The 14,680-nt window shown below is 70.5% G+C and carries 11 protein-coding genes and 1 pseudogene; 5 read left to right on the plus strand and 7 right to left on the minus strand.

Annotated elements, in window-relative coordinates:
- Nucleotides 1-20: 20 nt before the first annotated feature.
- The 5 genes from AB0I73_RS10175 to AB0I73_RS10195 all read right to left on the minus strand — a co-directional run bounded on the left by AB0I73_RS10175 (nucleotide 21) and on the right by AB0I73_RS10195 (nucleotide 4,355).
- Complete coding sequence (locus tag AB0I73_RS10175) at nucleotides 21-989, minus strand: glycine betaine ABC transporter substrate-binding protein (protein ID WP_363035690.1); 969 nt, start codon at nucleotides 987-989, stop codon at nucleotides 21-23.
- Entirely contained in the window at nucleotides 986-1,882 is an 897-nt protein-coding gene (locus AB0I73_RS10180; RefSeq protein ID WP_363035692.1) for an ABC transporter permease, read from the minus strand. Before AB0I73_RS10180 ends, AB0I73_RS10175 begins: the two co-directional genes overlap by 4 nt.
- Nucleotides 1,879-3,087 carry a betaine/proline/choline family ABC transporter ATP-binding protein gene (locus AB0I73_RS10185; protein ID WP_363035794.1) on the minus strand — a complete coding sequence of 403 codons (1,209 nt, stop codon included), beginning with the start codon at nucleotides 3,085-3,087 and terminating at the stop codon, nucleotides 1,879-1,881. The genes AB0I73_RS10180 and AB0I73_RS10185 overlap by 4 nt, the downstream gene beginning before the upstream one ends.
- Nucleotides 3,088-3,172: 85 nt before the next feature.
- Nucleotides 3,173-3,820: an ABC transporter permease gene (locus AB0I73_RS10190; RefSeq protein WP_363035694.1), complete on the minus strand. Its 648-nt coding sequence runs from the start codon at nucleotides 3,818-3,820 to the stop codon at nucleotides 3,173-3,175.
- A 34-nt stretch (nucleotides 3,821-3,854) separates the two neighbouring features.
- Entirely contained in the window at nucleotides 3,855-4,355 is a 501-nt protein-coding gene (locus AB0I73_RS10195; RefSeq protein ID WP_181383501.1) for an Lrp/AsnC family transcriptional regulator, read from the minus strand.
- A gap of 128 nt (nucleotides 4,356-4,483) precedes the next feature.
- Here AB0I73_RS10195 and hppD point away from each other — a divergent pair, with 128 nt between their 5' ends.
- Nucleotides 4,484-5,632 (plus strand): 4-hydroxyphenylpyruvate dioxygenase, encoded by a 1,149-nt coding sequence (gene hppD / locus AB0I73_RS10200; protein WP_363035696.1) that lies wholly within the window; start codon nucleotides 4,484-4,486, stop codon nucleotides 5,630-5,632.
- Between the two features lie 472 nt (nucleotides 5,633-6,104).
- Here the strand turns inward: hppD and AB0I73_RS10205 are convergent.
- A pseudogene (locus AB0I73_RS10205) lies at nucleotides 6,105-7,541 on the minus strand (tetratricopeptide repeat protein); the annotation flags it as partial.
- Between the two features lie 113 nt (nucleotides 7,542-7,654).
- Between AB0I73_RS10205 and AB0I73_RS10210 the strand changes: the two are divergent.
- The 3 genes from AB0I73_RS10210 to AB0I73_RS10220 all read left to right on the plus strand — a co-directional run bounded on the left by AB0I73_RS10210 (nucleotide 7,655) and on the right by AB0I73_RS10220 (nucleotide 11,459).
- Complete coding sequence (locus AB0I73_RS10210; protein ID WP_363035698.1) at nucleotides 7,655-9,064, plus strand: FAD-linked oxidase C-terminal domain-containing protein; 1,410 nt, start codon at nucleotides 7,655-7,657, stop codon at nucleotides 9,062-9,064.
- Between the two features lie 174 nt (nucleotides 9,065-9,238).
- Complete coding sequence (locus AB0I73_RS10215) at nucleotides 9,239-10,675, plus strand: RDD family protein (protein WP_363035700.1); 1,437 nt, start codon at nucleotides 9,239-9,241, stop codon at nucleotides 10,673-10,675.
- A 103-nt stretch (nucleotides 10,676-10,778) separates the two neighbouring features.
- The gene (locus AB0I73_RS10220) at nucleotides 10,779-11,459 is read left to right on the plus strand and encodes an RDD family protein (RefSeq protein WP_363035702.1); all 681 of its coding nucleotides are present in this window, start codon (nucleotides 10,779-10,781) and stop codon (nucleotides 11,457-11,459) included.
- Between the two features lie 106 nt (nucleotides 11,460-11,565).
- Here the strand turns inward: AB0I73_RS10220 and AB0I73_RS10225 are convergent, their stop codons facing one another.
- On the minus strand, nucleotides 11,566-11,859 hold the full coding sequence (locus tag AB0I73_RS10225) for a hypothetical protein (protein WP_363035704.1): 294 nt from the start codon (nucleotides 11,857-11,859) through the stop codon (nucleotides 11,566-11,568).
- 359 nt (nucleotides 11,860-12,218) lie between these two features.
- Between AB0I73_RS10225 and AB0I73_RS10230 the strand changes: the two genes are divergently transcribed.
- Nucleotides 12,219-14,579 (plus strand): immune inhibitor A domain-containing protein, encoded by a 2,361-nt coding sequence (locus AB0I73_RS10230; RefSeq protein WP_363035707.1) that lies wholly within the window; start codon nucleotides 12,219-12,221, stop codon nucleotides 14,577-14,579.
- Nucleotides 14,580-14,680: the final 101 nt, after the last annotated feature.

Below are 14,680 nucleotides of genomic sequence, written 5' to 3' on the forward strand. Positions count from 1 at the left end.
GCGCCGTCCCCGCACCGCCGCTACTTCTTCCTGACGAAGCCCTCGTCCACCATCCAGTCCAGCGCCACCTGGTGGGGGTCCTCCCCGTCCACGTCCACCTTGCCGTTCAGGGTCCGTGCCACGTCGTTGTCCAGCCTCGCCGTGACCGGGTCGAGGACCTCCGCGATCGCCGGCCACTTCTTGAACGTGCCGGTGTTGATCATCGGTGCCGCGTTGTAGTTGGGGAAGAACTTCTTGTCGTCCTCCATCACCACCAGGTTCATGGACTTGATGCGGCCGTCGGTGGTGAAGACCTCGCCGTAGGTGCAGGTGCCCTTGGCCGTCTGGGTGTAGATGATCCCGGTGTCCATCTGCGTGATGTTCCCCGCGCCCACGTTCATGCCGTAGGCCTTCTCCATGCCCGGCAGCCCGTCCGCCCGGTTGGCGAACTCGCCCTCCACGCACAGCGTCACCGCCGCCGGATCGGACTTCGCCAGCGCGGCCACCTCCGACAGCGACTTCGTGCCGTACTTCTTGAAGTTCGCCTGGTTCATGGCCAGGGCGTAGGTGTTGTTCAGCGAGGACGGCTCCAGCCAGGTCACCCCGTTCTTCACGTCGGCCTCGCGCACCGCCTCCCACTGCTTGCGCGGGTCGGGGATGGGCTTGCTGTTGCCCTGGTAGGTGATCCACGCCGTGCCGGTGTACTCGTACGCGGCGTCCGCGACCCCCTTCACGACCGCCGCCCGGGAGCCGACCGAGCCCTGGATGCCGGTGCGGTCGATGACGTCGGCACCCGCTGCCTGGAAGGCGATGCCCATGATCGCGCCCAGGATCAGCTGCTCGGTGAACTCCTTGGAGGTGACGGTGAGCTTCGCGCCCGCGAGGGGCCTGCCCTTCCCGACCGAGCCCGGTTCCACGTTGTCGACCATGGGGGAGCCGCTGGTCAGCCCGCAGGAGGAGAGCCCCACCAGCAGCATTCCGGCGACCAGCGGGCACAGGTGGCGCCTCATGTGTCCGTCTCCAGCCCCCGTGGCCGCAGCAGCAGTTCGGCCAGCGAGGCCAGCCAGTCCACCAGCAGGGCCAGGGCGACGGTGAGGACCGAGCCCAGCACCAGTACCGGCATCCGCTGGCTGGTGATGCCGGTGGTGATCAGCACGCCCAGACCGCCGCCCCCGCCGAAGGTCGCGAGGGTGGCCGTGCCGACGTTCAGGACGAGTGCCGTACGCACCCCGGCGAGGATGAGGGGGACGGCCAGGGGCAGCTCCACCCGGGTCAGCACGCCCAGCGGGGACATGCCGATGCCGCGCGCCGCCTCCATCAGCGCCGGGTCGTTGGCCCGCAGACCCGCGATGGTGTTGGAGAGCACCGGCAGCACGGCGTAGGCGATGATGCCGATGAGGGCGGCCCTGCGGCCGATGCCCAGCCAGATCACCAGCAGGGCGAGCAGACCGATCGCGGGCGTCGCCTGGCCCATGTTGGCGAACGCCATCGCGGCCGGGGTGGCCCTGTGGAACGTGGGCCGGGTCAGCAGGATGCCCAGCGGGATCGCGATGATCAGTACGAAGAACGTCGAGATCACGGTCAGCTCGATGTGCTGCCAGAGCGCCTTGGACACCTGCCCGTCGGACAGCGCGTTCCGGGACAGCGTGTCCAGTTCGGCCTGGACGAACCACAGCCAGGTCGCGAGCAGCAGGGCGACCAGCACCGTGGGCAGGAACGTCAGATGCTGCCAGGTCACCCGGGGCGCACTCCCGGTCGCGGACCCCGGCCCCGCGCCCCGCGCGACTTCGCCCCTGCCGTCGTCGCCCCGGCCGTCGTGGTGCTTCTGGTCCCGGCCCTCGTCCCGGAAGGCGAGCCCCCTGCCCTCGTCCTCGTCGTCGGGCCGCCGCGGAGAGGCGCTCACGCGTCCCCCTCCCCGCTCACACCCTCCTGCTCGGCGTGCGTCCGGCCGCTCCGCAGGTCCTCCAGCTCGTGCTGGGCCTCCATCGCCTCCAGCCGGTCAGCCTCCAGCAGTTCGTGCACCGAGTTCATCAGCGTCTCCACGTCGACGACACCCTCGTACGTGCCGCGCCCCCCGGTGACCACCACCCGCCCCGAGCTGTCGGTGAGGACGGCCTCCAGCGCGTCCCGCAGGGTCGCGTCCCGGGTCACCGTGTCCTGCACCAGGGTGCCCGCGCGGGCCAGCGAGCCCTTGGCCCGCATCAGGTCGCCGCGCCGGAGCCACTTGTAGGGGCGGCCCCGCCGGTCGAGCAGCAGGATCTCGTTCGAGCCGCTGGAACGGAGCATGTTGAAGATCTGCTGGAGCGGGTCGTCGACGGTCACCGTCGGATAGTCGGTGATCCCCACGTCCCGCACCCGGGTGAGGTTCAGCCGCTTCAGCGCCGCCCCGGCGCCGACGAAACCCGAGACGAAGTCGTCCGACGGGTTGGTGAGGATCGCTTCCGGGGTGTCGAACTGGGCGATGTGCGAGCGTTCGCGCAGCACCGCGATCCGGTCGCCCAGTTTGATCGCCTCGTCGAAGTCGTGGGTGACGAAGACGATCGTCTTGTGCAGTTCGTGCTGCAGCCGGATCAGCTCGTCCTGGAGGTGGTCCCGGGTGATCGGGTCCACCGCCCCGAACGGCTCGTCCATCAGCAGCACCGGCGGATCCGCCGCCAGCGCCCGCGCCACCCCCACCCGTTGCTGCTGCCCGCCGGAGAGCCGGCGCGGATAGCGGTCGTGGAACTCGCCGGGGTCCAGACCGACCAGGTCCAGCATCTCCTCCACCCGGGCCCGCACCCGGGCCGCCGGCCAGCGCAGCATCTTCGGCACCAGCGCGATGTTCTGCGCCACCGTCATGTGCGGGAACAGTCCACTGGCCTGGATCGCGTACCCGAGCGTGCGGCGCAGCCGCACCGGGTCCATGTCGGTGACGTCCTTGCCGCCGATGCGGATGCGGCCGCCGCTCGGCTCGATCAGCCGGTTGATCATCTTCAGCGTGGTCGACTTCCCGCAGCCGGACGGGCCGACGAAGATGACGATCTCGCCCGCCCTGATCTCCATGCTGACGTTGTCGACCGCCGGCTGCGCACTGCCCGGGTACCGCTTGGTGAGGTTCTCCAGTTCGATGGGCTCCCCGGCGGCCGACGGCGCGGCGGCGGTTCCGGACGCCCCGGTCGCCCCAGCCGCCCCGGACGTCCCTGACGGCGGTGGCTCAGCCACGGATCCCCCTGGAAATGGTCAGCCGTCCGAGCAGGACGTACGCGGCGTCGAACAGCAGCGCGAGGATGATGATTCCGAGGGTGCCCGCGAGGACCTGGTTGAGCGCGTTCTTGCTGCCCAGCGAGGCGATCCCGCGGAAGATCAGGTTCCCGAGACCGGGACCGGAGGCGTAGGCGGCGATGGCGGCGATGCCCATCAGCATCTGCGTGGAGACCCGGATCCCGGTGAGGATCGGCGGCCAGGCCAGCGGCAGTTCGACCCGCGCCAGCCGGGCCGTCCGCGACATGCCGATGCCCGTGGCCGCGTCCACCAGCGACGGGTCGACCCCGCGCAGGCCGACGATCGCGTTCCGCACGATCGGCAGCAGCCCGTACAGCGTCAGCGCGATCACCGTCGGCGGCACCCCGAGCCCCACCAGCGGGATCAGCAGGCCGATCATGGCGAGCGACGGGATGGTCAGCAGGGTCGAGGTGGTGGTCGTGGCCAGGTTGCCCGCCCAGCCACTGCGGTACGTCGCGACCCCGATCAGCACCCCGAGCACGGTCGCCGCCACCATGCACTGGAAGACGACACTCGCGTGCTGGTACGCGTCGACGAGCAGTTGCTGGTGGCGGTCGCGCAGGTACTCCCAGAAGTTCACGTCCGCTCACCCCAGCTCGGCCAGGCCCGTCCGGTCAGTCCGGTGCGCCCCGGCCGCCCCTCGGCGGCTCGCGGAGCGCCGCCTGCTCCACCAGGGGGATGATCCGCAGCGGAACGGGGTTCTCCATCACGATCGCCGTGGCGGCCCGGACGATCCCATCAAAACCGACGACCCGGTCGATCACCCGTTGGAGATCGGCGTTGGAGCGGGCCACGAGCCGGCACAGCATGTCCCCGCTGCCGGTGGTGGTGTGCAGCTCGAGGACCTCCGGCACACTCGCCAAGTGCTCCCGGACATCGGGCCCTTGACCCTGCCGGATCTCCAGCGTCGCGAACGCCGTGACCGGGTAGCCGAGGGCCGCCGGGTCCACCTGGGGGCCGAATCCGCGGATGACTCCGTTCGACTGAAGCCGGTCCAGCCGCGCCTGCACCGTCCCCCGCGCCACCCCGAGCCGCCGGGACATCTCCAGCACCCCCGTCCGCGGCTCCCGCGCCAGCAGCACGATGATCCGGCCGTCCAGCTGATCGATCGCCACGGCTGCCTCCCGGTGCGTGGTGGTCATCCTGTACAGAAAGTCCGATGAATCGCGCGTCCGGCTGGACAACCTGCCCAGCGGATACGCGAACTATTGCGCACCCTGCAGGGCTGCACCACCCTGCCCCCATGACGCAGACCACACATCTCACTCCCGACACGACCGCCCGGCAGGCCGACCCCTTCCCGGTCAAGGGAATGGACGCGGTCGTCTTCGCCGTGGGCAACGCCAAGCAGGCGGCGCACTACTACTCCACCGCCTTCGGCATGCGACTGGTCGCCTACTCCGGACCGGAGAACGGCAGCCGCGAGACCGCGAGTTACGTCCTGGAGAGCGGCTCCGCCCGGTTCGTCCTCACCTCGGTGATCAAACCGTCCACCGAGTGGGGCACCTTCCTCGCCGAGCACGTGGCCGCGCACGGCGACGGCGTCGTCGACCTGGCCATCGAGGTCCCCGACGCGCGTGCCGCGTACGCCTACGCCGTCGAGCACGGCGCCCGCCCGGTCACCGAGCCGCACGAACTGAAGGACGAGCACGGCACCGTCGTGCTCGCCGCGATCGCCACCTACGGCAAGACCCGGCACACCCTGGTCGAGCGCACCGGCTACGACGGGCCCTACCTGCCCGGCTACGTCACCGCCGACCCGATCGTCGAACCCCCCGTCCAGAGGTCCTTCCAGGCCATCGACCACTGCGTCGGCAACGTCGAGCTCGGCCGGATGAACGAGTGGGTCGCGTTCTACAACAAGGTCATGGGCTTCACGAACATGAAGGAGTTCGTGGGTGACGACATCGCCACCGAGTACAGCGCGCTGATGTCGAAGGTGGTCGCCGACGGCACGCTCAAGGTCAAGTTCCCGATCAACGAGCCCGCCGTCGCCAAGAAGAAGTCCCAGATCGACGAGTACCTGGAGTTCTACGGCGGCGCCGGCGTCCAGCACATCGCGCTCAACACCAACGACATCGTGCAGACGGTCCGGCAGATGCGCGCGGCCGGTGTGCGGTTCCTGGACACCCCGGACTCGTACTACGACACCCTCGGCGAGTGGGTCGGCGACACCCGGGTGCCCGTCGAGACCCTGCGCGAGCTGAAGATCCTCGCCGACCGGGACGAGGACGGCTATCTGCTGCAGATCTTCACCAAGCCGGTCCAGGACCGGCCGACCGTGTTCTTCGAGATCATCGAACGGCACGGCTCCATGGGCTTCGGCAAGGGCAACTTCAAGGCCCTGTTCGAGGCGATCGAGCGGGAGCAGGAACGCCGCGGCAACCTGTGACCGTCGGGTCGGCCGACGGGGCGCCGGGCGCGGGACGCCCGCACCCGACGCCCCACCGGCCGACCCCGCCTCAGCCCACCTCGGCCCCTTCGGCTTCTTCGACCTTCTGGACTTCCTCGACCTTCTGAACTTCCTCGGCCTTCTGGGCTTCTTCGACCTTCTCGGCTTGCCTGGCCTTTTCCGCTTGCTCAGCTTGCTTGGCTTCTTCGGCTCCCTTGGCCTTCTCGGCCTTCTGCGCCTTCTCGGCCTTCTGCGCCTTCTGCGCCTTCTGGGCTTCCTCGGCCTTTTCGGCTTGCTCGGCCTTCTCGGCCTTCTCGGCTCCTTCGGCTTTCTGGACTTCTTCGGCCTTCTGGGCTTTCCGGGCCTTCTTCATTTCTTCGGCCCTCTTGGCCTCTTCGGCCTTTTCTGCCTTTTCGGCTCGCCTGGCCTTCTCGGCTTCCCTGGCTTCCCTGGCTTCCCTGGCCCAGGCGGGCGGTCCGTCTCCGACGGGCGGTTCGCCGAGCTGTTCCAGTGCCGCCTCGGCCTGTGGCACGTGGAGCGGGGAGAAGTACGGGTTGATCGTCATCGCCTCCCGCAGATGCCGCCGCGCGGACCCGTACCTCTCCAGTTCCCGCTCGATCATGCCCCGGTGGAAGACGTACAGGGCGCTGCGCACCCCGCCGCCCTTCGTCTTCTCCGTCGCCCGCACCGCGAACTCCAGCGCCTCCTCGTGCTCCCCCGCCCGGTGCAGCGCCCAGCCCAGCGCGTCGGCCACCTCCGTCGACGGCTGCCGCCTCCACTCCGCCCGCAGCAGCCGCACCGCGGTCCCGGGGTTCCCGTGGTCCGCCTCGAACCGCCCGAGGAGCAGGTCCTCGTCGACCCCGTGCGCCGCGGCCTCCCGCACCCGCTCGCGCAGCAGGTCGTACTGCACCCGGGCCGCCTGCCGCAGCCCCAGCGACGCGTACAACTCGCCCAGCTCCAGCGCGTACTCCGGCCGCGGCTGCCGGGCCAGCGCCGCCCGGTAGGCGCCGATCGCCTCCGTGGTCCGCCCGAGCGCGGCCAGCGCCCTGCCCTGCCCCGCCTGCGCCGCCCGCTGGTCCGGGTCGACCCGCAGCGCCTCCTGGAAGTGCCGCAGCGCGTCCTCCCGGTCGCCGCGCTCCCAGGCCAGCTGCCCGGCCCGCTCCAGATAGCCGGCCCGCTCGGCCGGTTCCCCGGCCGCCGCGGCGGCGTCGGACAGCTGGGCCGCCGCGTCCTCCCACAGGCCCTTGTCCCGGTACAGGGCGGCCGCCCGCGCCATCACGACCGGTCCCGACCGCAGCGCCTCCAGCCTGTCCAGCATCCTGCCCGCCGCCTCGCCGTCGCCGAGCCCGGCACACGCCTCGATCAGCGGCGGATACGTCGTCCACCGCTTCGGCTCCAGCTTCAGCACCCGTTCGCCCCACTCGCGTGCGGCGGGGTAGTCGCGGCGCGCGTTCGCCAGCGCCGCCATCCCGCGCAGCGCCCCGGCGTTGCCCTTCGCCCGTACCTCCAGCGAGGTGCGCAGCGCCTTCTCGGCCCGCGGGTAGTGCGCGGGGTCCGCCAGCCGCTGCCCCTGCTCCACCCGGGCCGTCCCGAGCACCGCCCAGGCCTCCGCGTCCTCCGGGTGCTCCTTCAGATGTCGCTGCCGCTCCGCGATCAGGCTCTCCAGATCGGGCAGCGACAGGGACACGCCACCGGCGAGCACCGCCCGGACCGGCGCCCCCGGCGCCGGCTCCACAGGCCCGTCCGCCCCGCGCCCCCACGGCAGCAGCACCAGCACCCCGCCGATCACGGCGCACCCGGCCACCGAGCCGAGCAGCACCCGGCGGCTCACCCACCGACGGGTCCCGCCGGGCCCAGGGGTCTCGTCCCGCTCGCGGATCTCTCGTGGCTTGTCGTCCATGGCGGACACTGTGCGTCACATCATCTGTCGATACGACGAACCACGCTCCGGCTCACGACGGCTTACCACCGGGTGCCGTACGCGGGGTTCACACCGATGGCCCCGGGTGTCACGCTGTGATCGTGAGCCGTATCGAAGCGCGACGCGATGAAGAAACGGTGCCGACCGACACACTCGTCGGCCGCCTGCTCGGCGGCCTGCCCCCCGAAGCGGTGCTCACCGACCCCGACATCACGGCCTCCTACGCCAACGACATGGCGAGCTTCTGCCCGGCCGGCAGTCCGGCGGTGGTCGTCCTGCCCCGCACGGTCGAACAGGTCCAGCACGTCATGCGCACCGCCACCGCACTGCGCGTCCCGGTCGTCCCGCAGGGCGCCCGCACCGGTCTGTCCGGCGCCGCCAACGCGACCGATGGATGCATCGTGCTCTCCCTGACCAGGATGGACGCCATCCTGGAGGTCAATCCCGTCGACCGGATCGCCGTCGTCGAACCCGGCGTCGTCAACGCCACCCTCTCCCGGGCCGTCGGCGAGCACGGCCTCTACTACCCGCCCGACCCCTCCAGCTGGGAGACGTGCACCATCGGCGGCAACATCGGCACCGCCTCCGGCGGCCTGTGCTGCGTGAAGTACGGGGTCACCGCCGAGTACGTACTCGGCCTCGACGTGGTCCTCGCCGACGGCCGCCTGATGTCCACCGGCCGCCGCACCGCCAAGGGCGTTGCCGGATACGACCTGACCCGCCTGTTCGTCGGTTCCGAGGGTTCCCTCGGCATCGTCGTGCGCGCGGTCCTCGCCCTGCGGCCCAAACCGCCCGAGCAGCTCGTCCTGGCCGCCGAGTTCGCCTCCGGCGCCGCCGCCTGTGACGCCGTGTGCCGCATCATGGCCGGCGGGCACGTCCCCTCGCTCCTCGAACTCATGGACCGCACCACGGTCAAGGCCGTCAACGACATGGCCCACATGGGCCTCCCCGAGAGCACCGAGGCCCTGCTGCTCGCCGCGTTCGACACCGCCGACCCCACCGCTGACCTCGCCGCCCTCGGCGCGCTCTGCGAGGCCGCCGGGGCCACCCAGGTCGTACCGGCCGAGGACACCGCCGAGTCCGAACTGCTGCTCAAGGCCCGGCGGCTGTCCCTGCCCGCGCTGGAGGCGGTCAAGGGCACCACGATGATCGACGACGTGTGCGTGCCCCGCTCCCGGCTCGGCGAACTCATCGACGGCGTCGAGCGGATCTCCGAGAAGTACCGGCTCACCATCGGCGTCGTCGCCCACGCGGGGGACGGCAACACCCACCCGACGGTGTGCTTCGACGCCCAGGACCCCGAGGAGTCGCGCCGCGCCCGCGAGTCCTTCGACGAGATCATGGCCCTCGGCCTGGAACTCGGCGGCACCATAACCGGCGAGCACGGCGTCGGCGTCCTGAAGAAGGAGTGGCTGGCACGCGAGATCGGCCCGGTGGGCCTGGAGATGCAGCGGGCCGTCAAACGGACCTTCGACCCGCTGAACCTCCTGAACCCGGGCAAGCTCTTCTGAACGGCCGCTGCCCGCACCGCCTTTCCCTGCCGCACCGGTACGAAAGATTTTTCGTTGCGGTACCAGATCGGCGCCCGAAAGGGGTGGGTCCGGCCGGACGGGCGGTGGTGCTTGCGCCCGTCTGATAGATGTGGTTCCCCCGACCCACCCCCGAGCAGATACGGGACGACGGACATGAGCGCCCCCACCCCGGCCCCCGGCGACGACACGCCGCGCGAAGGCTATTACCCGGACCCGTCCATTCCCGGGTATGTCCGGTACTGGAACGGTGCCGCCTGGGTTCCGGGCACGAGCCGTCCGGCGCCGGAGGGCGGCGGCGCCCCCCTCGCGCCGGCGGCGTCCTCCGGTACGGCGGCTGCCGGCACCGCCCCGGCGGTGCCCTCCGTCGAGGAGACCGGCCCGCACTTCTTCGACGAGGACCCGACCGACGAACCGGCCCCGTTCCCGTTCGCTTCCCCTCCTTCGTCCCCTTCCCCCTCTTCCCAGGCCCCCTCCCCGGCCGATTCCCAGCACGGCAACCGGCCCGAGCCCGCCTCCGCCTGGGGCGCCGACCGCTCCCGCCAGTCGGGCTTCGGCGGCGACCAGGACCGCCGGGTCTCCTGGGGCGCGGACCCGAGAGTGCCGCACACCCCCGGCCCGGCGGCCGGCCCGGACGCCAGTGGGACGCCCACGGACAACGAGTTCGTGTTCCGCCCGCCGACGGCGAAGTCGCCCGCGGCGCCCGCCGCCTCTGCCGCCTCTGCCGCCTCTTCAGGGTCTGCCCCGTCCTCCGGAGGTGTTCCGGGGGACGAGGGCACCATGACCTTCCGCGCCGTCGGTCCGCGCAAGGGTTCGTCCGGGGGGCCCGGTTTCGGGGCCGGCAAGGCGGCCGTCGCGCGCGCCGCCCGCGCCGCCTCCGCCCAGGCGGAGAACGGGAGTTCGGCCGTCCCTCCGCAGGCCGTCGCTCCGACTCCCGCCCCTGCCGCCGCTCCGGCCCCGGCAGCCGGGCCGCTGTCGAGCGGCCCCGGTGGGGGGCAGTCCTCCTGGGCGCAGCAGGTGCACCGGCTCACGGACGGGGACGAGCGGCCGCCCGCGCCGTGGAAGCCACCGGTCGAGGACGTGTTCCAGGCCGCCGCCAGGCGCCAGGCGTCGGCCCGGCCCGCGGGACTCGGCAAGCGGCTGGCCGCGCGGCTGCTGGACACGGTCCTGCTCGGCGGGGTCACCGCGGTGGCCGCCGTGCCGCTCGGCATCGCGGCGGTGGACCACATCGAAGCGAAGATCGACGCGGCCAAACTGTCCGGCGAGACCGTCACGGTGTGGCTGCTCGACGGCACCACGTCGGTCTACCTCGGCGTCGTCCTCGCCGTCCTCCTGGTCGGCGGTGTCCTCTACGAGGTGCTGCCCACCGTCAGATGGGGCCGCACCCTGGGCAAGAAGCTGCTGGGGCTCGAAGTACGGGACATCGAGGGACACGAGGCGCCCGAGTGGGGTGCGGCCCTGCGCCGTTGGCTGGTCTACAGCATCCCCGGACTGCTCGTCATCGGTGTGGTGGGCGTCCTGTGGTGTCTGTTCGACAAGCCGTGGCGACAGTGCTGGCACGACAAGGCCGCGCACACGTTCGTCGCGGGCTAGAACCTTTTCCGCCAGACCCTTTCTGACGGATCGTCCCGGCGCCGGTACTCCGGACGGCGGCTCGCCGGATGCGATGCCGGGGGGTTCGCGGTCGACTCGGGCCATGAGCACCGAACCGCCCCCCGGCTCCGGTCAGCAGCCGCCGGACGACGACCCGTTCAAGAAACACCCCCCGCCCGGCAGCCAGCCCCCGCCGCACCAGGGCGAGGGCGGCGGTGGTCCGTACGGTGGTGGCAGCGGTCCGTACGGTGGCGGTGGCGGTGGCCCGTACGGCGGTGGCGGCGACCAGGGCGGTGGCAGTCCCTACGGGCCGGGCCCCACCGATCCCCTCGCAGGCATGCCGCCGCTCGCCGACAGCGGCAGACGCACCCTCGCCCGCATCATCGACATGATCCTCGTGGGCATTGTCGTCTGGTTGCTCACCTGGCCCTTCGGGGTGAGCGAGTACAACGTGAACGGCGACCAGATCAACGCGGGGAAGTCCTTCGTCCAGTCCCTCGTCGTCGCGGTCCTCTACATCGCCTACGACACGTTCATGACGGCCCGCACGGGTCAGACCCTCGGCAAGAAGTGGCTGAAACTGAGGGTGGCCGACCTGTCCGACGGCGCGACCCCGTCCACGCAGACGTCCCTGATCCGTGCCGCGGTGCTCTGGCTGCCGTTCGCGTTCTGCTGCGCCTGCGTCTGGACCGTGATCGCGGGCGGCTGGAGCTTCTTCGACCGGCCCTACAAGCAGGGCCTGCACGACAAGGCGGCCAAGACGGTAGTGGTGAGCACGGGATGACACCGGGCCGACCAGGGCCCGTCCGGCGGATCAGCGCGGATGAGGCGCCGTCGATCTCCTGCGACCTGATCCGCCGGACGGGCCTGGAGGCCGGCCCGGCACGGTGTCAGGAAACGGCCCGCTCCCGCACCGCCTCGCGGGCCGGCGCGGCTGCCGGTGACGGCACGGTCGCCCGTACCGGCTCCTGCGGCGCGGGCCGTGTCACGGGGGCGGGACGGGCGGGCTCGGAGAGCGGCACCGTCATGGCCACCAGCAGTCCGAGGGCGAGTGCCACGACGGCGACGAGCGCGATACCCACGCCCGAATTCGTCTGTGACAACAGCAGCATGACGAAGGTCGAGAAGACCACGGTGCACGAACCGTAGGCGAGCTGAGCGACAGTCGGACGGGGCATGGCCATCGTGTCCTCGGAGGTCGGGGGCTGTCGGCCTGGCTTTCCACCGGCTCAACGGTGTGCCGCCAAGCGACTCTAACCGCGAGAGTGCCCGAGCGGAACGCACAGTAAGCGTGACCTGACCGACGGGGCCGGTGCACAGGGGGCGCACGGAGTCATATGCCGCCCACAAAGCCGCGCCCGAGGTCCGTGAAGGGAACCGTGTCTCCGCATAATGCAGTTGACCTGCTCAAGTCAAGGTCTGTTTTTTCTGCTGAACCTTTAGTCAAATGTGGTCACTTGACTACACGCGTTGATCACGTGTGCGCGACCATCCATCACCCGGACCCTGCTTTCGCGCGCACGGACGCGGGAGGGGATCTCAAGTGACCAGTAGACCCTGGACGTTCAGAGCGGCCGCGACGGGCGTGGCGCTCGCGGCGGTCACCGCCACCTGCTCTGCGTTCACCGTGGCCCAGGCCGACACGGCCGACCGGGCCGACCGGCCCGCCACCGTGGACCGACAGGACCCGGCGGAGTACAACCACGTGGAGCACGACCTCGCGGGGCCGCTCTCCAAGACGCAGGCGGCGCAGCGTGAAGAGGCCCTGAACCAGGTCATATCCGGCCAGGCGGCGGTCAAGAACCGGGACGGTTCGAAGGTCGTCGAGCTCAAGGGCAAGGGCAAGAAGGGCACCGGCAAGTACGTCGAGCTCGGCCGCGAGAAGACCGACAGGATCTTCACGATCCTGGTCGAGTTCGGCGACGAGATCGACAGCCGCTACGGCGGCACCCGCGGCCCGCTGCACAACGAGATCGCCGAGCCGGACCGCAGGGTGGACAACTCCACCGCGTGGCAGGCGGACTACGACCGGAAGCACTTCGAGGACATGTACTTCGGCACCGGCAAGGGTGTCGAGTCGGTCAAGACGTACTTCGAGAAGCAGTCCTCGGGCCGCTACTCGGTCGAGGGCGAGGTCTCCGACTGGGTCAAGGTCCCCTACAACGAGGCCCGTTACGGCTCCAACAAGTGTGTCCCCGACAACTGCGCCTGGTACGTGGTGCAGGACGGCGTCAACGCCTGGGTCGACGACCAGAAGGCGGCCGGCCGGACCGGCGCCGAGATCAGGGCCGATCTCGCCGAGTACGACCAGTGGGACCGCTACGACTTCGACGGCGACGGCGACTTCAACGAGCCCGACGGCTACATCGACCACTTCCAGATCGTGCACGCCGGTGAGGACGAGTCCGCCGGCGGCGGCGCCCAGGGCGAGGACGCGATCTGGGCCCACCGCTGGTACGCCTTCGGCACCGACGCCGGCGCCACCGGACCCGAGCAGAACAAGCTCGGCGGCACCCAGATCGGCGACACCGGCGTCTGGGTCGGCGACTACACCATCCAGCCGGAGAACGGCGGACTCGGCGTCTTCGCCCACGAGTACGGCCACGACCTCGGTCTGCCGGACCACTACGACACCGCGGGCGGTGAGAACTCCACCGGCTTCTGGACCCTGATGTCCTCCGGCTCCTGGCTCGGCACCGGCAAGAACGAGATCGGTGACCTGCCCGGCGACATGACCGCCTGGGACAAGCTCCAGCTGGGCTGGCTGGACTACGACACGGCCGAGGCCGCGACGAAGTCGAAGCACAAGCTGGGCCCCGCCGAGTACAACACCCGGGACAAGCAGGCCCTCGTGGTCGCGCTGCCCGAGAAGGCGGTCACCACCGAGGTCGTCGTCCCGGCCGAGGGCGAGACCCAGTGGTGGAGCGGCAGCGGTGACGACCTGAGGAACACGCTGACCCGTTCGGTGGACCTCACCGGCAAGGCGTCGGCCGAGCTGACCCTCGACGGCTGGTACGAGATCGAGTCCGACTACGACTTCCTCTACGTCGAGGTCTCGACCGACGGCGGCGCCAACTGGACCGCCCTGGACGGCACGGTGGACGGCCGGCCGATCCCGCGCGACGGCAGCGACAAGCCGGCCCTGCACGGCACGGTCGACGGCTACAAGCCGCTGGCGTACCCGCTGGACGCCTACGCCGGTCAGCAGATCGACCTGCGCTTCCGCTACCAGACCGACGGCGGCCTGGCGATGAAGGGCTTCGCGGCCGACCGGATCTCGGTGACGGCGGACGGCGCCGCCCTGTTCACGGACAACGCGGAGACCGCGGACGCCGCCTGGACGGCGAAGGGCTTCTCCCGCATCGGAGCCTCCTTCACCAAGGACTACGCGCAGTACTACATCGCCGAGAACCGCCAGTACGTGTCGTACGACAAGACGTTGAAGGTCGGCCCGTACAACTTCGGCTTCGCGAACAGCCGTCCGGACTGGGTGGAGCACTTCCCGTACCAGAACGGCCTGTTGATCTGGAAGTGGGACACCTCCCAGGCCGACAACAACACCAGCCGCCACCCGGGCAGGGGCCTGATCCTGCCGGTCGACTCGCACCCGACCGCGCTGAAGTGGTCCGACGGCACGCTGATGCGCAACCGCATCCAGACGTACGACGCCCCGTTCAGCACGTTCCGCACGGACGGCATCACGCTGCACAAGAACGGCGTCGCGACCAAGATCAGCTCCTCGAAGGGGGTGTCGGTCTTCAACGACCGGACCAACACCTACTACGACGAGACGAACCCGACCGGCGGTGTCCAGATCACTGACACCAACACCAAGATCAAGATCGTCAAGGAGCCCGGAAACGGCTCGGCGATCCACCTCGAGGTGGGCCGCGCGGCGAAGTAAATAGCGTTTTCGCAGGTCAGAGCGCGATCGGCGGTAACCCCCTGGCGGGTTGCCGCCGATCCGTGTTTAGGTGCGTCCTGTGACTTCCTTATTGACACCTG

Origin of the sequence: Streptomyces sp. NPDC050388 (genome assembly GCF_040655635.1) — a bacterium.
Taxonomy (GTDB): Bacteria; Actinomycetota; Actinomycetes; order Streptomycetales; family Streptomycetaceae; genus Streptomyces.

What these genes read in the sequence shown, in the direction of transcription:
- AB0I73_RS10175 (WP_363035690.1), bottom strand. Translation starts at nt 989, where the DNA reads ATGAGGCGCCACCTGTGCCCGCTGGTCGCCGGAATGCTGCTGGTGGGG.
- hppD (WP_363035696.1), top strand. Translation starts at nt 4,484, where the DNA reads ATGACGCAGACCACACATCTCACTCCCGACACGACCGCCCGGCAGGCC.
- AB0I73_RS10215 (WP_363035700.1), top strand. Translation starts at nt 9,239, where the DNA reads ATGAGCGCCCCCACCCCGGCCCCCGGCGACGACACGCCGCGCGAAGGC.
- AB0I73_RS10220 (WP_363035702.1), top strand. Translation starts at nt 10,779, where the DNA reads ATGAGCACCGAACCGCCCCCCGGCTCCGGTCAGCAGCCGCCGGACGAC.
- AB0I73_RS10225 (WP_363035704.1), bottom strand. Translation starts at nt 11,859, where the DNA reads ATGGCCATGCCCCGTCCGACTGTCGCTCAGCTCGCCTACGGTTCGTGC.